Annotated in this window: 26 protein-coding genes and 3 tRNA genes; 21 read left to right on the forward strand and 8 right to left on the reverse strand. The window is 70.2% G+C overall.

The features are described from left to right. The first annotated feature begins 57 nt into the window (after positions 1-57). Positions 58-1,122: a COX15/CtaA family protein gene (locus tag H8B08_RS03675; protein WP_187448850.1), complete on the forward strand. Its 1,065-nt coding sequence runs from the start codon at positions 58-60 to the stop codon at positions 1,120-1,122. Here H8B08_RS03675 and H8B08_RS03680 read toward each other — a convergent pair. After that, entirely contained in the window at positions 1,091-2,488 is a 1,398-nt protein-coding gene (locus tag H8B08_RS03680; protein WP_187448851.1) for an alkaline phosphatase PhoX, read from the reverse strand. The two genes, H8B08_RS03675 and H8B08_RS03680, sit on opposite strands and share 32 nt — an antisense overlap. Before the next feature lie 237 nt (positions 2,489-2,725). Here H8B08_RS03680 and rplM point away from each other — a divergent pair, with 237 nt between their 5' ends. From rplM to msrB, 5 genes are all read left to right on the forward strand, one after another. After that, a complete protein-coding gene (gene rplM / locus H8B08_RS03685; protein WP_187448852.1) occupies positions 2,726-3,202 on the forward strand; it encodes a 50S ribosomal protein L13 in 477 nt (158 codons plus the stop codon). Between the two features lie 3 nt (positions 3,203-3,205). Continuing rightward, positions 3,206-3,697 carry a 30S ribosomal protein S9 gene (gene rpsI / locus H8B08_RS03690; RefSeq protein WP_187448853.1) on the forward strand — a complete coding sequence of 164 codons (492 nt, stop codon included), beginning with the start codon at positions 3,206-3,208 and terminating at the stop codon, positions 3,695-3,697. A gap of 100 nt (positions 3,698-3,797) precedes the next feature. Further along, positions 3,798-4,748: an N-acetyl-gamma-glutamyl-phosphate reductase gene (argC, locus tag H8B08_RS03695; protein WP_187448854.1), complete on the forward strand. Its 951-nt coding sequence runs from the start codon at positions 3,798-3,800 to the stop codon at positions 4,746-4,748. After that, positions 4,745-5,179, forward strand: a complete 435-nt coding sequence (locus H8B08_RS03700; RefSeq protein ID WP_187448855.1) for a GNAT family N-acetyltransferase — start codon at positions 4,745-4,747, stop codon at positions 5,177-5,179. The genes argC and H8B08_RS03700 overlap by 4 nt, the downstream gene beginning before the upstream one ends. Before the next feature lie 52 nt (positions 5,180-5,231). Continuing rightward, entirely contained in the window at positions 5,232-5,705 is a 474-nt protein-coding gene (gene msrB, locus H8B08_RS03705) for a peptide-methionine (R)-S-oxide reductase MsrB (RefSeq protein ID WP_255500643.1), read from the forward strand. A gap of 153 nt (positions 5,706-5,858) precedes the next feature. On the opposite strand, the gene H8B08_RS03710 is transcribed toward msrB, so the two are convergent. Beyond that, positions 5,859-7,262 carry a Mur ligase family protein gene (locus H8B08_RS03710; RefSeq protein WP_187448857.1) on the reverse strand — a complete coding sequence of 468 codons (1,404 nt, stop codon included), beginning with the start codon at positions 7,260-7,262 and terminating at the stop codon, positions 5,859-5,861. A gap of 59 nt (positions 7,263-7,321) precedes the next feature. On the opposite strand from H8B08_RS03710, the gene H8B08_RS03715 reads away from it, so the two are divergent. Then, complete coding sequence (locus tag H8B08_RS03715) at positions 7,322-8,155, forward strand: LD-carboxypeptidase (RefSeq protein WP_187448858.1); 834 nt, start codon at positions 7,322-7,324, stop codon at positions 8,153-8,155. Between the two features lie 147 nt (positions 8,156-8,302). Here the strand turns inward: H8B08_RS03715 and phaC are convergent, their stop codons facing one another. Continuing rightward, on the reverse strand, positions 8,303-10,021 hold the full coding sequence (gene phaC / locus H8B08_RS03720; RefSeq protein ID WP_187448922.1) for a class I poly(R)-hydroxyalkanoic acid synthase: 1,719 nt from the start codon (positions 10,019-10,021) through the stop codon (positions 8,303-8,305). Between the two features lie 285 nt (positions 10,022-10,306). On the opposite strand from phaC, the gene H8B08_RS03725 reads away from it, so the two are divergent. From H8B08_RS03725 to H8B08_RS03765, 9 genes are all read left to right on the forward strand, one after another. Then, complete coding sequence (locus tag H8B08_RS03725) at positions 10,307-10,789, forward strand: hypothetical protein (RefSeq protein ID WP_187448859.1); 483 nt, start codon at positions 10,307-10,309, stop codon at positions 10,787-10,789. A gap of 86 nt (positions 10,790-10,875) precedes the next feature. Next, complete coding sequence (gene glpX, locus H8B08_RS03730; protein ID WP_187448860.1) at positions 10,876-11,829, forward strand: class II fructose-bisphosphatase; 954 nt, start codon at positions 10,876-10,878, stop codon at positions 11,827-11,829. Between the two features lies 1 nt (position 11,830). After that, positions 11,831-13,627: a single-stranded-DNA-specific exonuclease RecJ gene (gene recJ, locus H8B08_RS03735; RefSeq protein ID WP_187448861.1), complete on the forward strand. Its 1,797-nt coding sequence runs from the start codon at positions 11,831-11,833 to the stop codon at positions 13,625-13,627. A gap of 66 nt (positions 13,628-13,693) precedes the next feature. Then, positions 13,694-13,768, forward strand: a tRNA-Glu gene (locus H8B08_RS03740). 159 nt (positions 13,769-13,927) lie between these two features. Then, positions 13,928-14,521, forward strand: a complete 594-nt coding sequence (locus H8B08_RS03745; protein WP_187448862.1) for a cold-shock protein — start codon at positions 13,928-13,930, stop codon at positions 14,519-14,521. Between the two features lie 3 nt (positions 14,522-14,524). Then, on the forward strand, positions 14,525-15,004 hold the full coding sequence (locus H8B08_RS03750) for a DUF192 domain-containing protein (RefSeq protein ID WP_187448863.1): 480 nt from the start codon (positions 14,525-14,527) through the stop codon (positions 15,002-15,004). Positions 15,005-15,066: 62 nt separating this feature from the next. Continuing rightward, a tRNA-Pro gene (locus H8B08_RS03755) sits at positions 15,067-15,143 on the forward strand. 22 nt (positions 15,144-15,165) lie between these two features. Next, entirely contained in the window at positions 15,166-15,471 is a 306-nt protein-coding gene (locus H8B08_RS03760) for an ETC complex I subunit (protein WP_187448864.1), read from the forward strand. A 12-nt stretch (positions 15,472-15,483) separates the two neighbouring features. Then, positions 15,484-15,560 (forward strand) — tRNA-Arg (locus tag H8B08_RS03765). Positions 15,561-15,643: 83 nt separating this feature from the next. On the opposite strand, the gene metC is transcribed toward H8B08_RS03765, so the two are convergent. Further along, positions 15,644-16,810 carry a cystathionine beta-lyase gene (metC, locus tag H8B08_RS03770; RefSeq protein WP_187448865.1) on the reverse strand — a complete coding sequence of 389 codons (1,167 nt, stop codon included), beginning with the start codon at positions 16,808-16,810 and terminating at the stop codon, positions 15,644-15,646. Positions 16,811-16,899: 89 nt separating this feature from the next. On the opposite strand from metC, the gene H8B08_RS03775 reads away from it, so the two are divergent. The 5 genes from H8B08_RS03775 (at position 16,900) to H8B08_RS03795 (ending at position 21,371) form a co-directional block, all read left to right on the forward strand. After that, positions 16,900-18,015 (forward strand): amino acid ABC transporter substrate-binding protein, encoded by a 1,116-nt coding sequence (locus H8B08_RS03775; protein WP_187448866.1) that lies wholly within the window; start codon positions 16,900-16,902, stop codon positions 18,013-18,015. A 71-nt stretch (positions 18,016-18,086) separates the two neighbouring features. Beyond that, the gene (locus H8B08_RS03780; RefSeq protein WP_222934284.1) at positions 18,087-19,199 is read left to right on the forward strand and encodes an amino acid ABC transporter permease; all 1,113 of its coding nucleotides are present in this window, start codon (positions 18,087-18,089) and stop codon (positions 19,197-19,199) included. Next, positions 19,196-20,263, forward strand: a complete 1,068-nt coding sequence (locus H8B08_RS03785) for an amino acid ABC transporter permease (protein ID WP_187448868.1) — start codon at positions 19,196-19,198, stop codon at positions 20,261-20,263. The genes H8B08_RS03780 and H8B08_RS03785 overlap by 4 nt, the downstream gene beginning before the upstream one ends. Then, the gene (locus H8B08_RS03790; RefSeq protein WP_187448869.1) at positions 20,260-20,994 is read left to right on the forward strand and encodes an amino acid ABC transporter ATP-binding protein; all 735 of its coding nucleotides are present in this window, start codon (positions 20,260-20,262) and stop codon (positions 20,992-20,994) included. Before H8B08_RS03785 ends, H8B08_RS03790 begins: the two co-directional genes overlap by 4 nt. Positions 20,995-21,017: 23 nt before the next feature. After that, positions 21,018-21,371: a hypothetical protein gene (locus H8B08_RS03795; RefSeq protein ID WP_187448870.1), complete on the forward strand. Its 354-nt coding sequence runs from the start codon at positions 21,018-21,020 to the stop codon at positions 21,369-21,371. 4 nt (positions 21,372-21,375) lie between these two features. Here the strand turns inward: H8B08_RS03795 and H8B08_RS03800 are convergent, their stop codons facing one another. From H8B08_RS03800 to H8B08_RS03815, 4 genes are read right to left on the reverse strand one after another with little or no spacing between them, the layout of a single operon-like run. Beyond that, on the reverse strand, positions 21,376-22,149 hold the full coding sequence (locus tag H8B08_RS03800; protein ID WP_255500644.1) for an acyl-CoA thioesterase: 774 nt from the start codon (positions 22,147-22,149) through the stop codon (positions 21,376-21,378). 54 nt (positions 22,150-22,203) lie between these two features. Next, a complete protein-coding gene (gene sseA / locus H8B08_RS03805) occupies positions 22,204-23,046 on the reverse strand; it encodes a 3-mercaptopyruvate sulfurtransferase (protein WP_187448924.1) in 843 nt (280 codons plus the stop codon). Position 23,047: 1 nt separating this feature from the next. After that, the gene (locus tag H8B08_RS03810; protein ID WP_187448871.1) at positions 23,048-24,283 is read right to left on the reverse strand and encodes a cyclopropane-fatty-acyl-phospholipid synthase family protein; all 1,236 of its coding nucleotides are present in this window, start codon (positions 24,281-24,283) and stop codon (positions 23,048-23,050) included. 36 nt (positions 24,284-24,319) lie between these two features. Next, positions 24,320-25,762, reverse strand: a complete 1,443-nt coding sequence (locus tag H8B08_RS03815; RefSeq protein WP_187448872.1) for a deoxyribodipyrimidine photo-lyase — start codon at positions 25,760-25,762, stop codon at positions 24,320-24,322. Positions 25,763-25,766 lie beyond the last annotated feature (4 nt).

Genomic DNA, 25,766 nt, shown 5'->3' on the forward strand with positions numbered 1-25,766 from the left:
TGGACGAGTCCGCGGCCGTGGCCTAGGTGGCGATGAAGTGTGTGGAGTACGCCTGAGATGAACCGGGCTTTTCAGCATCGTTCCCTGGCCGTGGCCCTGTGGCTGTTCGGCGTGGCCGCCCTGGTGTTCGCCATGGTGGTCGTCGGCGGCGTGACCCGCCTGACCGACTCCGGCCTGTCGATCACCGAGTGGAAGCCGCTGGCCGGCGCGATCCCGCCCCTGAACCACGCCGACTGGGCCAAGGAGTTCGCCAACTACCAGCGGATTCCCGAGTACCAGCAGATCAACCGCGGCATGACCCTCGACGAGTTCAAGGGGATTTTCTGGTGGGAATGGGCGCACCGTCAGCTGGGCCGCCTGATCGGCCTGGCCTTCGCCCTGCCGTTCCTGGTGCTGCTGGTGCTCCGTAAGATCCCGCGCCGGCTTGTGTGGCGCTGCCTGGGCCTGCTGGCGCTGGGCGGCCTGCAGGGCGCGATCGGCTGGTGGATGGTGTCCTCGGGCCTGGCCGACCGGGTCGACGTCGCGCCTGAGAGGCTGGCGATCCACTTGGGCATGGCCCTGTTGATCTTCGTGCTGCTGGTCTGGACGGGCCTGGAGGCGCTGAGCGGTCGGGAACGGTCGCGTCCGCCGGCCGGGTGGGCGAGGGCTTCGGCCGCCATCCTGGCGCTGGTCTACGTCCAGGCCCTCTTGGGCGCCCTGGTCGCCGGCTCGGACGCCGGCATGGTGTACAACGACTGGCCGCGCATGAACGGGGCCTGGCTGCCGCCGGTGGACTGGAGCAAGGGCCCGCTGGCCTTCCTGCACGATCAGGCGTTGGTCCAGTTCAACCACCGCATCGGCGCCTATGTGGTGCTGATCGCCGTCACGCTCTACGCCGTGCGCGCCTTCACCGCGCGCATGCCCGAAGCGGTGAAGGCCGGCGCGGTGGGCCTGGCCGTGCTGGTCTGGGGCCAGGCGACGCTGGGCGTGTTGACCCTGATCAACGCCGTGCCGCTGCCGCTGGGCGCGCTGCACCAGGCCGGAGCCGTCGCGGTTCTGGCCGCGGCGACCTTCGGCCTGTGGCGGATCCTGCGCCTGGAGGAGCGCCTGTTCAGCCCCGGAATCGGTTCCAGGGGCCGGTGATCGCCAGGGTGAAGCCCGGCCAGTAGATGTTCACGAACATGGTCGTGCCGTCGGGCGAGAAGCACACGCCGGCCAGCTCGGCGTTCTCGCGGAACACGTTGCGGCCGATGGTGTAGATCCTGCCGTCCGGGGTGACGCCGCGCAGGTGGTTGCGCAGGTTATCGGAGTAGCGGTCCTCGCAGACGATCAGGTGGCCCCAGGGCGCGATCGTCAGGTTGTCGCCGTAGTCGAACACCTTCGGGTCTTCGGGCTGGACGAACAGCTGGATGCGGCCGGGCGCGTCCTTCTCTTCCGGGCGGCCTTCGTGGGGGCTGGGCACATAGCGCATGATCTGGCCGTGCTTGCCGCCCGAGGTGCAACAGAAATAGAGCTCGCCGTCGCCGAAGTGGACGCCTTCGCCGCGCGAGAACCACGCCGCGCCGGCCGCGTGGCCGCGCATGCGCAGATCGTCGTGCGGGTTGTCGACGCCGTCGAGGTCGACCCAGAACACGTCCTTCCAGTCGCCCGGGTTCCAGGTGGTCACGCCGTCCTGGTTACGGCTGTCGCCGCCCTCGGGCGCGTCGCGGAAGGCCAGGGCCTGCAGCCGGCCGCCCTTGTGCAGTTCGCCCGGCGTGTTCGGCAGGAAGCGGTAGAACAGGCCCTTCTGGTCCGAGCTTTCGTCCTCGGTCATGTAGACCGCGCCGGTACGGGGATCGACGCAGGCGGCCTCGTGCTTGAAGCGGCCCATCGCCGTGAGCGGGCGCGGATCGACCAAGCCCTTGGCGGAGGCCGGCACTTCAAACACCCAGCCGTGGTCCTTGCCCACGCCGGAGCCGGCGTGCTGCACGGTCTCCTCGCAGGTCAGCCACGAGCCCCACGGGGTCTGGCCGCCGGCGCAGTTGGTGCTGGTGCCGATCAGGCTGAGGTGCTGGCGCTCCAGCCGCTGCTTGCGCAGGTCGTAGACCAGGGTCGTGGTGCCGCCGGGCAGGGGCTGGCCGCGGTCGTTGAAGTCGTAGATGCGGTCCTTGGCCAGCCGCAGCGGGCTGTGGCTGGAGACCCCCAGCGCCCCGTGGTTGACGTCGGCGGGGCGCAGTTCGTGGTTGCGCACCAGCACGACCTTGTCGCGGCCGAGCGGGAAGCAGCCCATGCCGTCGGCCTTGTGCGGGACGTAAAAGCCGTCGCTCATGGTCTCGCCGGCCTGCGAGACCACCCGGTAGGAGAAGCCCTCCGGCAGGTCGAACACCTTGGCCGGATCCTCGACCAGCGGGCCGTAGCCGGTCACCTCGCTGGTGTAGCCGGGATCGGCGGCCTCCTGGGCCCGCGCGAAGCTGGCGTAGCCGGCGAAGGCGATGCCGGCGGACAGGAAGGAGCGGCGGGAAAACGACATGGCGAAGCCTCCGACTTGGCCATGGATATGCCGGGTTCGGATTAAAAGCGCTACGCTGGCTCGTCGAAAACGCCGCGGCCAATGCGGTATTTTCATACCGTTTTTGAAATCTTGTTTTAAATCAATAGCTTGGTCTGGGCTTGGCGCGTTTCCGCCGATTGACGCAGCCGGGCGCCTTCTGTATCAACCCCGCTTCCGCGAACGGCCCCGGCCGTCCGCTCAACAGGATTTCGAACCATGCTTAAAACGACCACGGCTTCGCTGAAGCCGGCGGAAGTCGAGAAGAAGTGGATCGTGATCGACGCCGAAGGCGCCGTGGTCGGCCGTCTCGCGTCCTTCATCGCCATGCGTCTTCGCGGCAAGCACCGCCCGGACTACACCCCGCACGTCGATTGCGGCGACTACGTCGTCGTCATCAACGCCGACAAGGTGAAGTTCACCGGCAAGAAGCTGACCGACAAGAAGTTCTTCTGGCACACCGGCTATCCGGGCGGCATCAAGGAACGCGCCGTCGGCAAGATCCTCGGCGGTCGTTATCCGGAACGCGTTCTGGAGAAGGCCGTGGAGCGCATGCTGCCGAAGGAGAGCCCGCTGGCTCGCAAGCAGATGACGCACATGCGCCTCTACAACTCGGCTGAGCACCCGCACGCCGCCCAGAACCCCGAAGTGATCGACTTCAAGTCGCTCAACGACAAGAACGCGCGGAGCCAGTAAGTCATGACCGACGTGCAAGCTGCTGAAGCCACCGGCTTCGACGCCCTGAAGGGCATGGGCACCGCGCCGGTCGAGGCCGCCGTGATCCGCGAGCCGCAGATCGACAAGTACGGCCGCGCCTACGCCACCGGCAAGCGCAAGAACGCCGTCGCCCGCGTGTGGCTGAAGCCGGGCACCGGCAAGATCACCATCAACGGCCGTGACCAGGAAGTTTACTTCGCTCGTCCGGTGCTGCGCATGATGATCGCCCAGCCGCTGACCATCACCGACCGCGCCACCCAGTTCGACGTGATCGTGTCGGTGGCGGGTTCGGGCCTGTCGGGCCAGGCCGGCGCCATCCGCCACGGCCTGTCCAAGGCTCTGACCTATTACGAGCCGGGCCTGCGTCCGGCCCTGAAGGCCCAGGGCTTCCTGACCCGCGACTCGCGCGTGGTCGAGCGCAAGAAGTACGGCCGCGCCAAGGCCCGCCGCAGCTTCCAGTTCTCGAAGCGCTAAGGCTCTCGCGTACGCGAAAAGAAGGGGCGCTTCGGAACACCGAGGCGCCCTTTTTCTATGGCTTTTCCCTCGCCCAGGCGGCGAGGCCCGGGAGGCGTTCATGTCCCATAAGGTTTTCATCGACGGCGAAGCCGGCACCACCGGCCTGCAGATCCGCGCGCGGCTGGAAGGCCGCACCGACCTTCAGCTGATCAGCCTGCCCGCCGAGCGTCGCAAGGACGCGAGCGCCCGGGCCGAGGCGCTGAACGCCGCCGACGCCGTGGTGCTCTGCCTGCCCGACGACGCGGCGCGCGAGGCGGTCAGCCTGATCGCCAACGCTGCGACCCGCGTGATCGACGCCTCCACCGCCCACCGCACGGCCGAGGGCTGGACCTACGGCTTCGCCGAAATGGCGCCGGGCCAGCGCGCGGCCATCGCCGCCTCGACCCGCATCTCCAACCCGGGCTGCTATCCGACCGGCATGATCGCCCTGGTGCGCCCCCTGGTGGCCGCGGGCCTGCTGCCGGCCGACTGGCCGGTCACCGTCAACGCGGTCTCCGGCTATTCCGGCGGCGGCAAGGCGATGATCGCCGAGTTCGAGGATGCGTCCTCGCCGGCCTACACCACCGCCGCCTTCCGCATCTACGCCACGGCGCTCGGCCACAAGCACGTGGGCGAGATGCGCCAGCACACCGGCCTGACCCGCGCGCCGCTGTTCGCGCCGGCGGTCGGCCGCTACGCCCAGGGCATGATCGTCGAAGTGCCGTTGCAGCTGAGCGCGATGACCGGCGCGCCCAGTGTCGCCCAGGTGCGCGAGGTGCTGACCGCCGCCTACGAGGGCGAGCGCTTCGTCTCGGTCGCCACGGCCGAGGAGACCGCCGCCACCAGGACCCTCGACCCGGAGGGCCTGAACGACACCAACCGTCTGAAGCTGTTCGTGTTTGGTGACGAAGCGGCCGGGCAGGCGCGCCTGGTGGCCCTGCTGGACAACCTGGGCAAGGGCGCTTCCGGCGCGGCGGTGCAGAACCTGAACCTGGCGCTGGGCCTGGACGAGGGCCTGGGGCTGGAATGATCCGCCCGGTCCGCTCCGAGGATGTCCCGGCGCTCCGGCGCATGATGGCGGGCTCTAACGGCTACGCCGAAGGGCCGCCGCGCGACATGATCGTGCGCTACGCCGCGACCTGGGCGCCCGAGGGCAAGACCTTCGTGCTTGAGGACGAAGCCGGCCTGGCCGGCTTCTACGAGCTGATCGGCTGGGGCGAGCGGGACTGCGAGCTGGAGGCCTTCTTCACCGCCGACGACCGGCAGGGCCGCGGCGTGGGCCGCGTCCTGTTCGATCACATGGCCGGGCAGGCGAGGGCGGCCGGGGCGAAGGCGGTGCTGATCTGCTCCAACCCGGGCGCCGCCGAGTTCTACCGGCGCATGGGCGCGCGGGACGCGGGCGTGAAGCCGCCGAGCGACGCCATCACCTGGGAACGGCCCAAGCTGGTTCTCACTCTCTGATCCTTCGGAGAAGGATTCGGAGTCCGGATATCGCGGGTCTATAATGACCCGCATGGACCGCCGATTGTTCCTGCTGGGAACCGCCGCCCTGGTCGCCTGTTCGCCGGGCCAGGCCAGCGCCGCCGATCGCTTCGCCGACTCGCCGTGGCGCAAGCTTTCCGACGCCGAGTGGAAGAAGCGTCTGTCGCCCGAGGCCTACCGGGTGCTGCGCCACGCCGACACCGAGCGTGCGGGCTCCAGTCCGCTGAACAACGAATTGCGCCGCGGGACCTTCGTCTGCGCCGGCTGCGCGCTGCCGCTGTTCAAGTCCGAGTGGAAGTACGACGCCGAGACCGGCTGGCCCAGCTTCTGGACCGTGCTGAAGGCGAACGTGGTGACCAAGCCGCCGCTGCTGCCCTGGCAGGGCACGGAGTACCATTGCGCCCGCTGCCTGGGCCACCAGGGGCACATGTTCACCGACGGCCCGCCGCCGACCGGCCAGCGCTGGTGCAACAACGGCGTGGCGTTGAGGTTCTCGCCGGTCTGATCACCCCTGACCGTCACCCTCGGGCTTGTCCCGAGGGCCCAGGGTTCGGCTCGCACGAAGGCTGGACGGCCTTCGCAGCCGCGCTGCTCCACCCTCTTCAGCTGTCGTGCGGCGGACGGCTGGACCCTCGGGACAAGCCCGAGGGTGATTGGTTCAGCCGCCGATCCGCGTAAGCAGCTCCGCCGCGAAGATCGACAGGGTGTCGTCGCGCGCGCCCATGACCACGATGCGGTCGCCGGGCGTGGCCAGTTGGACCAGCCTGTCGCCGCAGGCGGGGCGGTCGGGCAGGGCGCTCGCGTTGCGGCCGCGCGCGGCGATGGCTTCGGCCACCTCGCGGCTGCCGACGCTGCGGTCGACCGTGCCGCCGAAATAGACCGGCTCGGGCATCAGCAGCACGTCCTCGGCCGCCAGGCCGTTGACGAAGCAGTCGACGAAGGCGTCCTTCATCAGCCGCAGCGGGCCGTAGCCGTGCGGCTGGAACATGACCAGGAGTCGGCCCGGGAAGGCGTGCAGGGTGTCGAGCGTCGCGCCGATCTTGTCCGGGTTGTGCCCGAAGTCGTCGATGACCGTGACGCCGTTGGCCGTGCCGATCACGTCCATGCGCCGCTTGATGCCGGCGAAGCCGCCCACTGCGGCGGCCGCGTCCTTCAGCGCCACGCCGCTGGCCGTGGCCGCGCCCAGCGCGGCGAGCGCGTTGGAGACGTTGTGCAGGCCCGGCGTCTTCAGCCGCACCGGGACGACCTGGCCGGTGGCGCGCTCGACCACCTCGAAGCTGATGCCGTCGGGCGCCGGGACCGGGTTGCGGGCCAGAAGGTCCGCGTCGGCGCGCGAGAGGCTGTAGGTCACCCGCTTTTCGGCCGGGACGGTCTGGGCCAGGGCCGCGGTCTCGTCGTTGTCGAGGTTCAGGACGGCGGTGTCGGCCTTGGCGACGAAGGCGCCGAACAGCTGGCGCAGCTCCTCCATCGACTTGTGGTCCAGCGAGATGTTGTTCACCACCGCGACCTTGGGCCGGTACAGCGCGATCGAGCCGTCGCTCTCGTCCACCTCGGAGGCGAACACGTCGCCCTGGCCGACCAGGGCGCTGGCGAAGGGCTGTTCGGCGGTGATGAAGTTCTTCATCTCCGCGCCGTTCATCACCGTCGGGTCGCGGCCGGCCTCGTGCAGGATCCAGGCGATCATGCCGGTGGTGGTGGACTTGCCGCTGGTGCCGGCCACGCCGATTCCCCAGGGGGCGGCGTTGAACAGCTGGGCCAGCAGCTGGGCGCGGGTCATCATCGGCGCGCCGACCCGGCGGGCGGCCTGCACGTCCGGCACGGTCTCCTCGACCGCGGCGGAGGCGACCAGGATCTGTTCGGCGCGGGTGATTCCGCTGCCGTCCTGAGGGAACAGGCCGACGCCGCGCCCGCTCAGGAACTCGAACTTCTTGCCGATGCGGCCCTGGTCCAGCGCCCGGTCGGAGCCTTCCACGCGCGCGCCGCGCGCCTGCACGATAAGGGCCAGCGGCGCCATGCCGCTGCCGCCGACGCCGCAGAAAAAGTAAGCTTTGTCTTGAAGCATGATGGGACCGTATAAGCCGGTCAAACCCTTGGCAACCAACGGAAACGACGCAGGGCACGATGAGCGGGGGCAAGGTGAGGATCGGCGTCGTGGCGCCCGGTGGCCGCAGCACGCCCGAGGTGGCCGCGCGCGTCCAGGCGCTGGCCGCGTCGACGTACCCGCGGGTCGAGATCGTCTTCCATCCGCAGTGCTTCCTGGCCGAGGGCCATTTCGCCGGGCCGGACCAGGCCCGCGCCGACGCCTTCGTTGAAGTGGCCAACGATCCCAGCTTCGACGCCCTGTGGTTCGCCCGCGGCGGCTACGGGGCCGGGCGGCTGACCGAGCTGGTCCTGCCGCGCCTGACCGAGGCGGCCAAGGCCAAGACCTATCTCGGCTACAGCGATGCGGGCAGCCTGCTGGGCGCGCTCTACGGCCGGGGTTTCCGCAACATAGTGCACGGCTCCATGCCGCAGGACATCGTCCGCGCCGGCGGCGAGGCGGCGGTGGCCCGCTCGCTGGCCTGGCTGGTCGACCGCGCGCCGTCGAGCCTGGAGGGCGGGCTGGTCCCCGGCCAGAAGACCGCCGCCTTCAACCTGGTGATCCTGGGCCACCTGCTGGGCACGCCCTGGATGCCGGATCTCTCCGGCCACGTGCTGCTGATCGAGGAGGTGTCGGAGTACATGTACCGGATCGACCGGAACCTGGTGCAGCTCACCAGCAACCCGGACATCCGCAAGGTCGCCGGCATTCGCCTCGGCCGCTGCTCCGACATCCCGGTCAACGACCCGGACTTCGGCCGCACCGAGGAGGAGGTCGCCCGCTACTGGTGCGAGCGCGCCGGCATCCCGTACCTGGGCCGCGCCGACATCGGCCACGACGTCGACAACAAGGTCGTGCCGTTCGGGGGAATCTGATCCCCAGCGCCCGTCATCCCGGGCGCGCGAAGCGCGACCCGGGACCCAGCAAGCGCGAGGCAGGTTGCAGTGCGGGTTCGCAGCGTTCAGGTCGAGCTTGCTGACTCCCGGCTCTCCGCTGCGCTTCGGCCGGGATGACGGCGTAGATCAGCTCTTCACTTTCACATACGCGCCCGGCGCCGGCTCGATCGGCTCCAGCGGCCCCGCGCTCGGATCGCGGGCCGGGACCATCGGGCCGGACCTGGCCGCCAGCCACGCCGCCCAGTGCGGCCACCAGGAGCCGGGGTGCTCGACCGCGCCGGCCTTCCATTCGGCCAGCGAGGCGGGCAGGGCGGCGTTGGTCCAGTGCTGGTACTTCTTGGCGTCGGGGTGGTTCACCACGCCGGCGATGTGGCCCGAGCCGGCCAGGGTGTAGGTGACCTCGCCGCCGAACAGGCGGGCCGACTTGTAGACCGAGGGGGCCGGGGCGATGTGGTCGTCGCGGCCGACCTGGAAGTAGAGCGGCGTCTTCACCTGGCCCAGGTCAAGCTTCACCCCGCCCAGCTCCAGCTCGCCCTTCGCCAGCGCGTTGTCGCGGTAGAGCCGGCGCAGGTACTGCAGGTGCAGGGTCTTGGGCATGCGCGTCTGGTCGGAGTTCCAGAACAGCAGGTCGAAGGCGGTCGGCTCCTTGCCCATCAGGTAGTTGGACACGAAGAACGACCACACCAGATCGTTGGCGCGGAGCGCGTTGAAGGTGTCCGACATGGTCGCGCCGGGCAGCACGCCGCCGGCCTCGTCCATCCGCCGCTCGATCTCGTCCAGCCACTTCTTGTCGGTGAACAGCAGCAGGTCGCCGGCTTCGGTGAAGTCGTGCTGGGCGGCGAAGAAGGTGGTCGAGGCGATCCGCTTGTCGCCGGTGGCCGCCATGTGGGCGAGCGTCGCGCCCAGCAGGGTGCCGCCGATGCAGTAGCCGACCGTGTTCACCCGGTCCGTGCCGCACTGCTCCATAACCTTGGCGGTGGCCGAGTAGATGCCGCCCTTCATGTAGTCGTCGAAGCCGCGGTCGGCGAGCGACGGGCCCGGATTGACCCAGGAGCAGACGAAGACGGTGAACCCCTGGGCGGTCAGCCAGCGGATCATCGAGTTCTCGGGCCGCAGGTCCAGGATGTAGAACTTGTTGATCCAGGGCGGGAAGATCAGCAACGGGATCTGGTGGACCTGCTCGGTCGTGGGCGCGTACTGGATCAGCTCGTAGAGCTCGTCGCGCCAGACCACTTCGCCCGGCGCGGTGGCGACGTTGACGCCCACCTCGAACACCGTGTGGTCGGTCTGGCTGATCGACAGGGCGCCGCCGCCGCGTTCGATGTCGGCGGCGAAGCGCTCCATGCCCTTGGCCAGGCTCTCGCCCTTGGTGTTCATCAGCTCGCGGAGGGCGGCCGGGTTGGAGGCCAGGAAGTTGGACGGCGAGAAGGCGTCGGTCAGCATCTTGGTGAAGAACTCGGCCCGGCGCTTGGTCATAGGGTCGACGCCCTCGACGCTGGAGACCAGGTCGTTCAGCCAGCCCGAGGTGATCAGGTACGACTGCTTGAGCATGTCGAAGACCGGGTTCTCGCTCCATTCCGGGTGGTTGAAGCGCTTGTCGCCCTTGGCCGGTTCGATCACCGGGTCGGGGTGGCCGCCCATGGCCCGGCGGGAGGCGGCGCCCCAGAGCTCCATGTAGCGGGCCAGCAGGTCGGCCTGGGCCGACATCAGGCGGTCGGGACGCGCGGCGAGGCCCTGCATGACCTCGGTCATGGCGGGGGCGACGTTGAACGGATCCGGCGTCAGGGCCGGCGGCCGGTCGGCTTGGCGCAGCGCCGCGCCGGCTATGGCCGACTGCGCCGTCATGGCGGCGCGGGCCAGGTTGATCGACAGGGTCTCCAGCGTCTCGCGATGGGCGGGGTCGAGCAGGTGCAGCTCGTAGGCGTCGTCGGCCGTCTCGGACGCGGCGCTGTCGATCACCTGCGGCTGGATTTCAGGCGCCGGCGAATCGGCGTTCTTCGAAACGCGCGATTTCGCGCCGGAGGCCTTCGCCGTGCTTCCCTTGCCCCGCTTGGGAGTTGCGACTTCGTCCGCCACCACGACCTCCTCAGGCGCCGACGCGCGCCCTTTCGCCTGCGGTCATGATCGCATATGACCAATGACGAGACGAACGGCGACGGCCGCTTTTTCATGACCCTGGGACTTCGCAGACTTGCGCTTCTGACGCTCGCGGCCGCCGCCGCGGGCCTGAGCGGCTGCGCCACCGGCATGGACCCGTTCCAGCGTCCGACCGATCCCCATTCCGCCGCCGCCGCCGATGTCGACCGGATGGTCGCGGCCCAGCGCGAGTTTCCGCGCTGGTCGAAATTCCCCAAGGCGCCGCAGGACGTGCCGCCGCCGGCCGAGTTCGCCGTCCAGGTCGCCTCGCTGCAGGCCAGCCAGAACGCGCTGATCACCGACGCCGGCAAGATCCAGTGGTATCTGAAGGGCGACACCCGCGCCTGGGCGCAGAGCGTGCGCAGCGTGATCGACCCGCAATACGCCCAGCCCGCGCCGCCGAACGCCGCGGCCGAGGCCTCGGCCTGGGCGCGCGAACTGCGCGAAAAGGCCGTTCCGCCGCCGATCGCGAAGTAAGTTCAGGCCGCCCGTTGCGACACAAACGCCGTCCGGCCCCGGGCGGCGTCGAATCGTTTGAAACTACCCACCTCAGGAGACCTCCGATGCAGTCCACCGATTTCGAGCGCGATCTGGCGATGGACGCTGTGCGCGTCACCGAGGCCGCCGCGATCGCCGCCTCGAAGCTGGCCGGCCGCGGCGACGAGAAGGCCGCCGACCAGGTCGCGGTGGACGCCATGCGCACGGCCCTGAACGGGCTCGACATCGACGGCAAGATCGTGATCGGCGAGGGCGAGCGCGACGAGGCGCCGATGCTCTACATCGGCGAAAAGGTCGGCACCGGCAAAGGCCCGAAGATCGACATCGCCCTGGACCCGCTGGAAGGCACCACCCTGACCGCCAAGGCCATGGCCAACGCCCTGGCGGTGATGGCCTTCTCGCCGTCGGGCGGCATGCTGCACGCCCCCGACACCTACATGGACAAGATCGGCATCGGCCCGGGCTATCCGGAAGGCATCGTCGATCTGGACGCCGAGCCGGCCGAGAACGTGCTGGCCCTGGCCCGCGCCAAGGGCGTGAACGTCTCCGAAATCACCGCCTGCGTGCTGGACCGTCCGCGCCACGCCGACATCATCGCCAGCCTGCGCAAGGTCGGCGCTCGCGTGCACCTCATCACCGACGGCGACGTGGCCGGCGTGATCCACACCGCCGAGCCGGAAACCGGCATCGACATCTATCTGGGCCAGGGCGGCGCGCCGGAAGGCGTGCTGGCGTGCGCGGCGCTGAAGTGCGTCGGCGGCCAGTTCCAGGGGCGCCTGGTGTTCAAGAAGGACGACGAGCGCGCCCGCGCCGAGCGCATCGGCATCACCGACTTCGACCGCAAGTACAGCCTGAACGAGCTGGTCAAGACCGACGCCATCTTCGCCGCCACCGGCGTCACCAAGGGCGCCATGCTGGACGGCGTGCGCTTCGAGCGCGGCTTCGTCACCACCGAGACCCTGGTGATGACCTCGGCCGACCGCACCGTGCGCCGCATCCGTCTGCGCCGGCCGGTCTGACGTGGCTGACGGGGGGCAGGTCGGGTACCTGGGCGTCGCGCGCTCGCTGAGCGGGCGCGTCTGGCGTCAGCGCCCGGCCGACCCCCAGGACGTCCAGGCCCACCAGCGCCAGCTCGGCCTGTCCGAGCCGCTGGCCCGCGCGCTCGCCTCGCGCGGGATCGCGGCGGGGGAGGGCGAGACCTACCTCAATCCCACCCTGAAGGCGCAGTTCCCGGACCCGTCCAGCTTCATGGACATGGACCGGGCGGCCTCGGCGCTGGTCGACGCTCTCGAGCGCGGCCGGCGCATGTACGTGTTCGCCGACTATGACGTCGACGGCGCGTCTTCGTCGGCGCTGCTGGTGCGCTGGTTCCGGGCTATGGGCGCGGACCTGCCGATCTACGTCCCCGACCGCATGACCGAGGGCTACGGCCCCAGCACCGCCGCCTTCCGCCGCATGAAGGACCAAGGCGCCGAGCTGGTGGTCACGGTCGACTGCGGCGCGGCCGCTCACGACGCCATCGCCGCGGCCACGGAAATGGGCCTCGAGGTGGTGGTGGTCGACCACCACCTGATGAAGGCCGAGCCGCCGGCCTGCACCGCGGTGGTCAATCCCAACCGGCCGGGCTGCGCGTCGGGCCAGGGCAACCTGGCCGCGGCGGGCGTCGCCTTCGTGTTGCTGGCGGCGCTGAACCGCGAATGCCGCCGCCGCGGCCTGTTCGCGGACCGGCCCGAGCCGGACCTGCGCAAGTGGCTGGACCTGGCCGCGCTCGGCGCCGTCTGCGACGTCACTCGCCTGACCGGTTTCAATCGCGCGCTGGCCAGCCAGGGCCTGCGCATCATGTCCGGCTGGGAGAACCCCGGCATCAAGGCGCTGATGGAAGTGGCCGCCGCCAAGGGGCCGGCCACCGCGTTCCACGCCGGCTTTATTCTCGGCCCGCGCATCAACGCCGGCGGCCGCATCGGCCGCTCGGACCTGGGCGCGCGCCTGCTGTCGACCGACGATCCGGCCGAGGCCCTCGAATTGGCCCGCGAGCTCGACGAACTGAACGCCGCGCGCAAGGACGTCGAGCGCGACGTGCTGGAAGCCGCCGTCGCCCAGATCGAGCGCGGCTCCAACGTCGGCCCCGAAGGTCCGGTGGTCGTGGTGGCCGGGGAGGGGTGGCACCCGGGCGTGATCGGCATCGTCGCCGGGCGCCTGCGCGAGCGCTGGCGCAAGCCGGTGATCGTCATCGGCCTCGACCCTGTGAACGGCATCGGCAAGGGCTCGGGCCGCTCGCAGCCCGGGGTGAATTTGGGCCGCGCGGTCCAGGCCGCTTACGACGAGGGCCTGCTGATGGCCGGCGGCGGGCACGCCATGGCCGCGGGCCTGACCATCCGCGCCCGCGACGTGCCGGAGTTCCGCGCCTTCCTGGAATCCCGTTTGGCCGAGGAACAGGCCGAGGCCGCCGCGCTGGACGCGGTGGAGATCGACGCGGCCCTGACCCCGCGCAGCGCCGACCGCGAGCTATGGGCCGCCTTCGATCGTCTGAACCCGTTCGGTCCGGGCAATCCGGAGCCGGTGTTCGCGCTGGCCCAGGTGCGGGTCGAGCAGCCGATGGCGATGAAGGGCGGGCACCTGCGCTGCACCCTGGTCGACGCGGACGGAACCAAGCTGCGCGCGGTCGCCTGGCGGGTGGCCGACACGGCTCTGGGCCAGCGTCTGATGGCTGGCGGCGCCCTGCATGTGGTGGGCAAGCTGAAGCCCGACGACTGGAACGGACGCCAGGGCGTGCAGTTCGAAATCGAGGACGCGGCCGACCCAAGAATGTGTGGATAACTGCGAACTTGGGGCCTTGCATGGCCCCGGCGAGGCGGCTATATCGCCGGACCTCGACGCGACCGCGCTCCCTTCGTCTATCGGTTAGGACGCTAGATTTTCAATCTAGAAAGAGGGGTTCGATTCCCCTAGGGAGTGCCATCGCTTTCGTTCGCGCCGGAGCGCGAATCGCGGGCCTGCCAGCAGTTGAAACAAATTCCCCCGTCAAGGGAAATTTGTGTTTCTATGCTCCGCAAATCGGCGAACCATGTTATACACCACCTTCGCCCGTATGGAGGATGCGGGCGCGAGGGGCTGTACATGGCGGGTTTTGATTTCGAGGGGGCTGACGCACACGTCGAGGCGGTGCGGATCAGCGGACACGTGAAGTGGTTCGATCCGGGTAAGGGGTACGGGTTCATCGTTCCCGACGACCCCGACCTCACGGATCTCAAGGACGTGCTGCTGCACGTCACCAGCCTGCGGGACTCTGGTCGCGAGAATGCCCTGGAGGGCTCGGCGATCGTCTGCGACGTGATCAAGCGGTCCAAGGGCTGGCAGGTCTCGACCATCTTCGAGCTGGACGAGAGCACGGCGACTCCGGGCGAACGGCGCGGCTTCGACAGCCTGCGTCGCGAGCGCGGCGATTTCGGCATGTTCCAGCGCCCGCCGCGGCGGGCGTCGCTGGAAGCGTCCGGTCCGCTGGAGCGGGCCAAGGTGAAGTGGTTCAACCGGACCAAGGGCTACGGCTTCGTCGTTCGCGACGAGGCGCCGGGCGACATTTTCGTCCATATCGAAACCCTGCGTCGCTGCGGGCTTGACGACATCCAGCCGGGCGACGACGTGATGGTTCGCTTCGCCGAAGGGCCCAAGGGCCTGGTGGTCGCGGAGATCCAGCAGGGTTCCTTGGTCTGATCCATGGGTTTTGAGTTCAAGAAACGCGGCGCGCTGGCGATCTTCGCCGGCGCGCTCGTCGCGTCCGGGTGCGCGGCGGCCGGCGAGGGCAAGGCCCCGCCGCAGGAGCCGCTCGAGGTCGTCACCGACCAGGGCGTGCGCCGCTTCGTGGTCGAGATCGCCGACACCGAGGCCGAGCGCGAGCGCGGCCTGATGTTCCGCCAGCAGATGGCCCCCGACCAGGGCATGCTGTTCGAGTTCCCGAACGCCGCCGAGCGGTCGTTCTGGATGAAGAACACCTACCTGCCGCTCGACATCATCTACATCGGCGCCGACGGCCGGATCGTCTCGATCGCGCGTCGCGCCACGCCGTTCTCGGAGACGCCGATCCCGTCCTACGGCGCGGCGGCCGGCGTGCTGGAGATCAACGGCGGCCTGGCCGAGGAGCTGGGCATCGAGCCGGGCGACCTGATCCGCCATCCGTTCTTCAAGACCGGCGGATAAACTCTCGGAAGCCGCGTTGCGGCTGTCGGGCTGGCGTGGCAAGAGGGGCGCCTTCCGAGGTCCGGGGCGTAGCGCAGCCTGGTAGCGCGGCTGTTTTGGGTGCAGCAGGTCGCTGGTTCGAATCCAGTCGCCCCGACCATCGGAGAGTACGGAGACTTCGAATGCTCGCGCGCATCTATCGCCCGGCCAAGACGGCCATGCAGTCCGGCAAGGCCAAGACGCAGGACTGGGTTCTGGAATTCGCGCCGGCCTCGGCCCGCACCCCCGATCCGCTGATGGGCTGGTCCAGCTCGTCGGACATGAACGCCCAGGTGCGCCTGAACTTCGAGGACAGCGCCCAGGCTGTGGCCTACGCCGAGAAGCACGGCATTCCGTTCCGGCTGGTCGAGCCGAACGAGCCCAAGCGCATCATCAAGGCCTACGCCGACAACTTCGCGGCCAACCGCAAGCAGCCCTGGACGCACTGAGCGTCCGGCTCCGCGCCCGTAGCTCAACCGGATAGAGCATCCGCCTTCTAAGCGGACGGTTGCAGGTTCGAGTCCTGCCGGGCGCGCCATTTTCGAAGGCCGCCCACCACGCCACTTAAGAGCCAGAGCGCGCTCGGGCCGCAAAACCGGATCCACTTTTGCGGAACGCGCTCTAGGACCGGGTGAGCTCCGCATAGCGGTCGAGGCCCCGGCGCAGGTCGGCGATCAGGTCGGCCGGGGCCTCCAGCCCGACGTGCAGGCGCAACAGCGGCCCTTCCAGACCGAGCGGGAAGCTGCGGTCGGCGGTCCGCGCGTGGGCGACCAGGGCCAGGCTCTCGTAGCCGCCCCAGGAGACGCCGAGGCCGAACAACTCGAGCGCGTCGAGGCAGGCCTCGGCCGCCTCGCGCGGGCCGGGCTTCAGCTCCACGCCGAACAGGCCGCAAGCACCTGAGAAGTCGCGCTTCCACAGCGTGTGGTCGGGCGACGAGGTCAGGGCGGGGTGCAGCACCCGCGCGACCTCCGGCTGTTCTTCCAGCCAGCGGGCGACGTCGAGCCCGTTCGCGTGGTGCTGGGGCATGCGGACGGCCAGGGTGCGCAGGCCCCGCAGCATCAGCCAGGCGTCGTCGGGCGAGACGAACCAGCCCAGGTCGTCGATCGCGACCTGCATCCGACGGGCGAGCTTCGGGTCGGCGACCGCGATCGAGCCGCCGAACACGTCGGAATGGCCGCCGACATACTTGCTCAGCGCCTGGACGCTGATGTCGACGCCGTGGGCCAGCGGCTTGAACAGCAGGCCCGCCGCCCAGGTGTTGTCGACCATGGTCAGCACGCCGCGCTCGCGCGCCAGCCGGGCGACCCCCGGCGCGTCCTGGACCTCGAAGGTGTAGGTGCCCGGCGACTCCATCAGGATCAGCCGGGTGCGCTCGGTCGCGTGCGCCATGACCTCCTCGGCCGTGGCGCGGGGCGGGTGGTAGCGGGTGGTCACGCCCCAGCGCTTCAGGAAGCGGTCGCAGAAGCGCCGGGTCGGGCCGTAGACCGCGTCGGTCGCCAGCACCTCGCAGCCGGGCTCCAGGACAGCCATCATGGCGACGGTCACGGCCGACAGGCCGGTCGGCGTCAGGAACGCCTCCTGTGCGCCCTCCAGCTCGCATAGCGCCGCAGTCAGCGCCCGGTGCGCCTGCAGGCCGCTGATGCCGTAGGTGACGCCGCGCGTCTGATCGTGGACCTCCGCGGCGCTCGGCATCAGGACGGTGGTCGCACGCTCCACCGGCGGGTTGACCGGCCGGCGGTCGGCCGGGCGTCGGGTGGCGTCGCGGATCAGCCGGGTGCGTTCGTCCATACCCACGACCTTTCAGGCTTGGCGGAGACTTGCGTTTTAAGCCTGAGGCGTCGCATGGTCGCAAGGTTGAGCGTCCGGCAGGAGGATCCATGCTGAAGCGGATCACGGCGGCGGCGGTGCTGGCCATCACGGCGCTGCTGGCGGGCTGCAAGGATCCGGGATCGGCCGTAAGCGAACCGCCGCCGGCGGCCGCGCCGGTCGAAGGCGTGCCTGACGCGGGCCTGGCCGGCAAGCCGCGGGCCAGCGGCGAGACGCTGAAGGCGATCCGCGCGCGCGGCCGGCTGAACTGCGGCGTGAATCCGGGCCTGGTGGGCTTCTCCTACACCGACAACCGCGGCCGCTGGCGAGGGTTCGACGTCGACTTCTGCCGCGCGACCGCGGCGGCCGTGCTGGGCAATCCCGAGGCGGTGCGCTTCGTGCCGCTGTCGTCGAAGGAACGCTTCACCGCCCTGCAGTCGGGCGAGGTGGACGTGCTGTGGCGCAACACGTCCTGGACCTTCTCGCGCGACGCCTCCAACGGTCTCGACTTCGCCGGCGTCAACTATTTCGACGGCCAGGGCTTCTTGGTGCGCCGCTCGCTGGAGCTGAACAGCGCGACCGAGCTGAACGGCGCGCGCATCTGCGTGCAGACCGGCTCGACCACCGAGCTGAACCTGGCCGACTGGTTCCGCGCCAAGGGGTTGAAGTACGACGCCGTGGTGGTCGACACCGAGGACCAGGCCCGGGCCAACTACGCTAAGGAGGCCTGCGACGCCTTCACCGCCGACATCTCGGCCCTGGCCGCGGCCCGTTCGACCATGAACAGCCCCGGCGCCCACGTCATCCTGCCGGAGGTGATTTCCAAGGAGCCGCTGGGGCCGGTGGTGCGCCAAGGCGACGACCAGTGGGCCGACATCGTCCGCTGGGTGCTGAACGCCTCGATCCTGGCCGAGGAGTTCGGCATCACCGCGAAGAACGTCGACGAGGTGCGCAAGACCTCGACCAACCCTGAGGTCCGCCGCCTGCTCGGCGTCGAGGGCGGCTACGGCCGGACGATGGGCCTGAGCGACGAGTGGGCATACCGCCAGATCGCGGGCGTGGGCAATTACGGCGAGATCTTCGAGCGCAACGTCGGCCAGGCCTCGCCGCTCAAGCTCGCCAGGGGCATGAACGCCCTGTGGAACGCCAACCCGCCGGGGCTGATGTACGCCCCGCCGATGCGCTGAGCGAAGACCGCGGCATGGGGGATGGCCGGCGGAGACTTCAGAGGCTCACAGGCGGGTGGGGCGGTCTGGCCTTGCAGGTCGGCCTGGTGGCCGTGCTCGTCCTGACGGCGTGGTGGATGGGCCACAACGCCGAGGTGAACATGCAGACCCGCGGCGTGGCCTCGGGCTTCGACTTCCTGGACCGGCCGGCCGGCTTCGACATCACCCAGGCCCTGGTGCCCTACGAGCCGACCGACACCCACCGGCGGGTGTTCCTGGTCGGCGCGCTGAACACCCTGCTGGTCGCAGCGCTGGGCATCGCCGCGGCGACGGGGCTGGGGCTGCTGGCCGGGGTGCTCAGGGTGTCGCGCAACTACCTCGCCCGCACGGCGGCGACCGCCTACGTCGAGCTGGCCCGCAACACGCCGCTGCCGGTGCAGATCCTCGTTTGGTACAACCTGATGCTGGTCGCCCCGCCGCCCAAGGACGCGCTGGGGATCGACGGCCTGATCTTCCTCACCAACCGCGGCCTCTACCTACCCAAACCGGTGTTCAACGCCGAGGGCGGGACCGCCCTTGCGGCGGGCGGCGCGGCGGTGGTCGTCGGCGCCCTGCTGGCCTCGTGGCTGAAGCGGCGGCGGACCTTCACCGGACATGCGCCGTCCCCGCGTTGGGGCTGGGCCCTGGCCGTGGCCGGCGTGGTCGCGGCCCTGGTCGTAACCGGCAATCCGACCGGCTTCGACCTGCCACATCTGGAGGGTTGGGGATTCACCGGCGGCGTTTCGCTGGCGCCGGCCCTGACCGCGCTGTGGGCGGCCCTGTCGTTCTACACCGGCGGCTTCATCGCCGAAGTGGTGCGCGGCGGCCTGAACGCCGTCTCTCCCGGGCAGGGCGAGGCGGCCCGCTCGCTGGGCCTGGACGAGGGCCAGGCGCTCAGCCTGGTGGTCCTGCCGCAGGCCATGCGGGTGATCGTGCCGCCGCTGGCCAGCCAGTACCTGAACCTGACCAAGAACTCGTCGCTGGCCGTGATCATCGGCTATCCCGACCTGGTCGCGGTGTTCGCCGGCACCAGCCTCAACCAGACCGGCCAGGCGATCGAGACCCTGGCCCTGGTCATGGCCTTCTACCTGGTCATCAGCCTGTCCATCAGCGCCTTCATGAACTGGTGGAACAGCCGCAGCGCCGTCTGGGCGGTCTCGCGATGAGCGCGCCGGCTCGCCTCCGCCCGCGCTCGTCGCCGTTCGTCTGGCTGCGCCGCAACCTGTTCGCGACGCCGTTCGACGCCGTGCTCACCGTCAGCCTGACGGTGCTGATCGCCTGGGGCCTGTGGAGCGCCCTGCAGTGGGCGGTGATCGACGCCACCTGGGTCGGCGACAGCCGCGCCGCCTGCGAGGCCCGCGACGGCGCCTGCTGGGCCATCGTCACCGCCCGCTGGCGGCAGGTGGTGGCCGGCTTCTATCCGGAAGGGCACCTGTGGCGGGTGGCCGCCGCGGGCGTGTGCCTGGCCATGGCCGTTTCGCCGGTGGTGGTGCGCAAGGGCTGGAGCTTCGCGCTGGCGCCGCTGGGCGTGGTCGGCGCCTTCGCCTTCCTGGGAGGGGGCGGGCTCCTGCCGCGCGTGCCCACCGAGTACTGGGGCGGGGTGTTCCTGAACTTCCTGATCGGGATTTCCGGCGCGGTCTTCGCCCTGCCGCTGGGCATTCTGCTTGCGCTGGGCCGCCGCTCGCACCTGCCGGTCATCAAGACGCTGTCGGTCGGCTTCATCGAAATCGTGCGCGGCGCGCCGCTGATCACCCTGCTGTTCATGGCCTCGGTGGTGCTGCCCCTGTTCACGCCCACCGGCGTCAGCCTCGACAAGCTGACCCGCGCGCTGGTGGTCATCACCCTGTTCGAGAGCGCCTACATGGCCGAGTCCATCCGCGGCGGCCTTCAGGCGGTGCCCAAGGGCCAGTCCGAGGCGGCCCGCGCGCTCGGGCTGGACCCATGGCGCACGACCGCCCTGATCGTCCTGCCCCAGGCGCTGCGCGTCGCCATCCCGGCCATCGTCAACACCTTCATCGGGCTCTTCAAGGACACCACGCTGGTCTACGTCATCGCCCTGCTCGACGTGACCGGGGTGATGCGCCAGGCGCTGGCCGACTACTCGTGGCAGGGCCTGGAGGCCGAGGCCTACGTCTTCATCGCCCTGGTGTTCTGGATCACCTGTTTCGCCATCTCCCGCTGGTCCGCGAGGCTTGAGCGCGCCGGCGGGCGTCTGAAGGAGGCCCGATGAGCGCCCCCGTCGTCGAGATCTCCGGCCTGAACAAGTGGTTCGGCCAGACCCACGTGCTGCGCGGGGTCGACCTGACCATCGCCGAGCGCGAACGCGTCGTGGTGCTGGGGCCCTCAGGCTCGGGCAAGTCGACCCTGATCCGCTGCATCAACGGCCTGGAGCCCTATGAGGAGGGAACGCTGAAGGTCGCCGGCGTCGACCTGGCCGGCCCGCGCGCCGAGGCCGTCGCCGCCAAGCGCAAGACCGGCATGGTGTTCCAGTCGTTCAACCTGTTCCCGCATCTGACCGTGCTGGAGAACTGCACCCTGGCGCCGATCTGGGTGCGCAAGGTGCCGCGCCGCCAGGCCGAGGCCGAAGCCATGGCCATGCTGGAGCGGGTGAAGATCACCGAGCACGCCCGCAAGTATCCGGCCCAGCTGTCCGGCGGCCAGCAGCAGCGCGCCGCCATCGCCCGCGCGCTGGCCATGCACCCTGAGATCATGCTGTTCGACGAGCCGACCTCGGCGCTCGACCCGGAAATGGTCGGCGAAGTGCTGGAGGTCATGACCGAGCTGGCCCAGGGCGGCATGACCATGGTCGTGGTCACCCATGAAATGGGCTTCGCCCGGCAGGTGGCCGACCGCATCGTGTTCATGGACGCCGGCGAGATCGTCGAGAGCGCGCCGCCGACCGAGTTCTTCACCGCGCCCAAGTCGGCGCGCACGCGCGAGTTCCTGTCGAAGATCCTGTAACGGCCGCGGGGAAGGGCCCGATCATGCGTCTGACGTGTCCGGTGCTCATGCTGACGGTCGCCGGCGCCGTCCTCGCCGCCGGGCCCGCCGGGGCCGAGCCGAAGGGCGTGAAGTACGAGGTCAGCGCCGCGCGCGACGCCGGCTATCGCCTGAAATGCCGGTTTCCGCGCACGCACATGGGCAACAGCGTCTTCAACGCGATCGAATTCCAGCACACCGGCCGGCGCACGGGACGCATCCCGGCCGACGGCGGCGTGCGCTGCACGCTCTCGAAGCTGAGCGGGCCCGGCCCGGTGACGCTGACCCTGTTCAAGGACGGCGAGCGGAAGGTCACCGTGTCAGCTCCCGGCGAGACGGGCCACGTGCAGGCCTGGTGAGGCCTCACGGCAGCGGCGGCACCCGGATCGGCCTGTTGTCCGGCCCAAGGGCGACCATGACGAAGCCGGCCTCGGCCGAGCGGCGGCGCTCGCCGGTCAGCATGTCCTCGGCCCACAGCTCGACCTCGACGGTCATGGAGCTGCGGCCGACCCGGCGCACGCGCGCGGCCAGTTCGACCATCTCGCCGACCTTGATCGGGCTGACGAAGTCGATCTGGTGCGAGGAGGCCATGGTCACGTTCTGGCGGGCGTGACGGCTGGCGCAGATGAAGGCGGCCTTGCCCATGGCGTCCAGCGCCTCGCCGCCGAACAGCTGGCCGTAGTGGCTGGCCTGCTGCGGGAAGACCATCTCGACCATGCGCAGCACGCCGTCGTCCGGATCGACCGTGGGGGCGACGGGCGGCATGTGGAAACCCTCCGGCCAGCCGCCCTCGGGCTTCACCGCCACCATGTTGAACAGGCCGCGCGTCAGCAGCCGCCGCTCGCCGGTCAGCAGGTTCTCGGCTTCCAGCTCGACCTCGACGCCCAGCGAGGTGCGCCCGGCGCGGACCACCCGGCCGGTGGCCTCGACCATTTCGCCCAGGCGGCCCGGGGCGGTGAAGTCGATGCGTTCGCACGAGGCGGTGACGAAGCTGGCGTGGCCGGCGTGGCGCGAGGCGGCGATGAAGGCGACCTTGTCCATGTGAGCCAGGGCCACGCCGCCGAACAGGGTTCCGTGGTGGTTGGTCTGGCCCGGGAAGATCATGTCGATCAGCCGGGTGGTGGCGACGCCGGGCATACGCGGGTCCTTCAAGCGCTCGGGGCTGCGACAAGCGCCCGAACGCCGCTGCCGTCAAGCCGGTCCGGTGGCGACGGGCGCGTCCGCGCGCGCGCCCCATTCGGCCCAGGAGCCGTCGTAGATTGCCGTGTCGGGGCGGCCCAGCCTGGCCAGGGCCAGGGCCACGATCGCCGCCGTCACGCCCGAGCCGCAGGTGGTCGTGGTCGGACGCGCCGGGTCGACGCCCGCCTCGGCGAAGGCCGCCGCCAGTTCCTCGGGCGATTTCAGGGTGCCGTCGGGATTGACCACGGCGGCGAACGGCACGTTGCGCGCGCCCGGCATATGGCCCGAGCGCAGGCCGGCGCGCGGCTCCGGCGCCTCGCCGCGGAAGCGGGCGGCGGGGCGGGCGTCGACCACCTGCTCGCGGCCGTCGGCCAGCGCCGCCTTCACGGCTGCGAAGTCGCGCACCAGCGGCGCGTGATAGCGGGCGCGGAAGGTCTCGGGCGCGCGAGGACGCGCAGGACCGGTCTCGATCGGCCGACCCTCGGCGCGCCATTTCGGCAGGCCGCCGTCCAGCACCTGTACGCGCTCGGCCCCCATCGCCCGGAAGGTCCACCAGACCCGCGCGGCCGAGAACAGCCCCTGGGCGTCGTAGACCACGATCCGGTCCTGGTCGGAGATCCCCATCGCGCCCACGGCGGCGGCGAAGGCCTCGGGGCCGGGCAGCATGTGGGGCAGGGGGCTGTCGCGGTCGCTGATCCGGTCCAGGTCGAAGAACACCGCGCCCGGGACGTGGCCGGCCATGAAGCTCTCATCGCCGGAGGTCGGGCCGCCCAGGAACCAGGTGGCGTCGACGACGCGCAGGTCGGGCAGGTCGAGGCCTGAGTGCAGGGTCTCGGTGGAGATCAGCGGGTTCAGCTCAGGCCCTCTTCAGTTCCAGTTGCACCACGTCGGTCCGGCCCGTGCGGAAGCCGGCCTCGCAGTAGCTCAGATAGAACCGCCATAGCCGCCGGAAGCGTTCGTCGAAACCCAGGGCGGTGATGTCCCGCCAGGCCCCTTCGAAGCGGTGGGCCCATTCCTCCAGGGTGTCGGCGTAGGCCTGGCCGAAGCGGCTGATCGCGCCCGTCTCCAGGCCCGCCCGGCGCGTCTCTTCCTGCAGTCGCTGCTCGCTGGGCAGGGCGCCGCCCGGGAAGATGTACTTCTGGATGAAGTCCATGCGGCGGCGATAGGCGTCGAACAGGTCGTCGCGGATGGTGATGATCTGCAGGCCGGCGCGGCCGTCGGGCTTCAGCACCTCGCGCACCTTGTCGAAATAGGCGGGCCAGTAGCGCTCGCCGACGGCCTCGAACATCTCGATCGAGGCGACCCGGTCGTAGACCCCGTCGACGTCGCGATAGTCCATCAGACGGAATTCCGTCCGCTCGGAAAGCCCCTGCTGGAACAGTCGCTTGCGGGCGTATTCGTACTGCGCTTCTGAAATGGTTATGCCGGTGACCTTGGCCCCGATCTCGGACGCCGCGAACTCGGCGAAGCCGCCCCAGCCGCAGCCGATCTCCAGCACGTGCTGGTCGGGCTTCAATTGCATGGCCTCGGCCAAGGCGCGGTACTTGGCGCGCTGGGCTTCGGACAGGGGCTGGCCGGGGTGTTCGTACTTGGCCGACGAATAGGTCATCGTCGGGTCCAGCCAGCGTTCGTAGAAGGCGTTGCCCAGGTCGTAGTGGGCGTAGATGTTGCGCCGCGAGCCGCGGCGGCTGTTCCGGCGCAGGGCGTGGGAGACCAGGTTCACCGCCTGGACCAGCGGATTGCCGCTGACCAGCGAGCCCATCCGCTCCCAGTTGCGCCCGACCACTTCGAGCAGGGCCGACAGGTTCGGCGTCTCCCACTCGCCGGCCATGAAGCCCTCGGCGAAGCCGATGTCGCCGGCCGCCATCACGCGGCCGACGAAGCGGTAGTCGCGCACGACCAGTTCGCCGGTCGGACCAGGAATTTCGCCCCTGACGCTGAGGCGGCGGCCTTCAGGTATGACGAAGACGATCTCGCCCACCCGCCAGTGACGCGTGGCCAGCTTCAGGAAATTACGAAACAGCGCAGGCGCGTTCCGGACCTCGGGCAAGGTCCAGACGGGGGACGCGTGGGACTGGAGCACTTCACTCATCGAGCGTCTCCCGTACTTCACGACATGGTTAGTCGATCATGTCGCTGGGTCCGGTTCAAGTCTCAGCGTTTTCAGAGCCTCCAGCGCCGCTCTTCTGGCGGCGCCATGGTCCACGACGGGGTTCGGGTAGCCTCCGGACCGGTCGCGAATCTCGGCCGGCGCCTCCCAGGGTGCGTGCAGCCAGCGGTCCGGAAGATCCGCCAGTTCCGGAACCCAGCGGCGGACATAGGCGCCGTCCGCGTCGAACTTGCGGCCCTGCAGCACCGGATTGAACACGCGGAAATAGGGCGCGGCGTCGGCGCCTGAGCCCGCCACCCACTGCCAGTTGGCTGCGTTGTTGGCCTGGTCGGCGTCGACCAGCGTGTCCCAGAACCAGGCCTCGCCCTTGCGCCAGTCGATCCGCAGGTCCTTCACCAGGAAGGAGGCGACGATCATCCGCACGCGGTTGTGCATCCAGCCCGTGGCCCACAGCTGGCGCATGCCGGCGTCGACGATCGGATAGCCGGTGCGGCCTTCGCTCCAGGCCGCAAAGCCGTCGGGATCCTCGCGCCAGGGAAAGGCGTCGAACTCCGGCCGGAAGCTCCGAGCGGGCAGGGTCGGAAAGTGATGGAGCAGCTGGGCGCAGAACTCGCGCCAGGCCAGTTCGCTCTGCAGCTTGTCCGCGGCGCCTTCAGCGCCGCTCGCCGCCGCCGCGCCGCCGGCAGCCGCATAGACCCGCGCCGGCGAGATCTCGCCCCAGTGGAGGTGAGGCGACAGCCGGCTGGTGCCGTCCTCGCCCGGCGTGTCGCGTCCACGGACGTAGCCGGCCAGGCCGTGGTCGAGAAAATCGTCGAGCCGCGCATGCGCGCCCGCCTCGCCGGGCGTCCAGTCGAAGCCTGCGGCCCAGTCGGGGCGCCCGGAATAGAGCGCCAGGTCGTCGACGCCGAGGCTCTCGGGCCAGGCCTGCGGAACCGACAGGCGCTTCGGCGCGGCGATCGGCCGGAAGGCCGGCAGGCTGGAGCGCAAGGCGCGCGCGAACGGCGTGAACACCCGGTAGGGGCCGCCCGCGCCGGTCAGGATCGAGCCGGGCGGGGCGAGCAGGGCGGCGTCGAACTCGGCTCCGCCCACGCCGCCACGGTTGAGCTCGTCGCGCAGCGCGGCGTCGCGTTCGGTCGGGGCCGGCTCCGGCAGCCGGTTCCAGAACACCGCCCGCGCCCCGGTCTCCTCAACCAGGCGGATCAATTCCGCCCGCGCCTCGCCGCACCGCACAGTCAGCCGCGAGCCCTTCGCCCGAAGCTCGACGTCCAGGGCACGCAGGGACCGGTCCAGCCACCAGCGGGCGGCGCCGCCGATCGGGCGGCCCTCCAGCGCCTCGTCGAACACGTAGAGCGGCAGGACCGGCGCGCCGGTCGCCAGAGCGGCGGCCAGGGCCGGATTGTCGGCCAGCCTGAGGTCGCGCCGGAACCACACGATCGCCGGGGCCGCGTCCGATCCGCCCATCCGA

It is taken from the genome of Caulobacter sp. 17J80-11, from assembly GCF_014349105.1.
GTDB lineage: Bacteria > Pseudomonadota > Alphaproteobacteria > Caulobacterales > Caulobacteraceae > 17J80-11.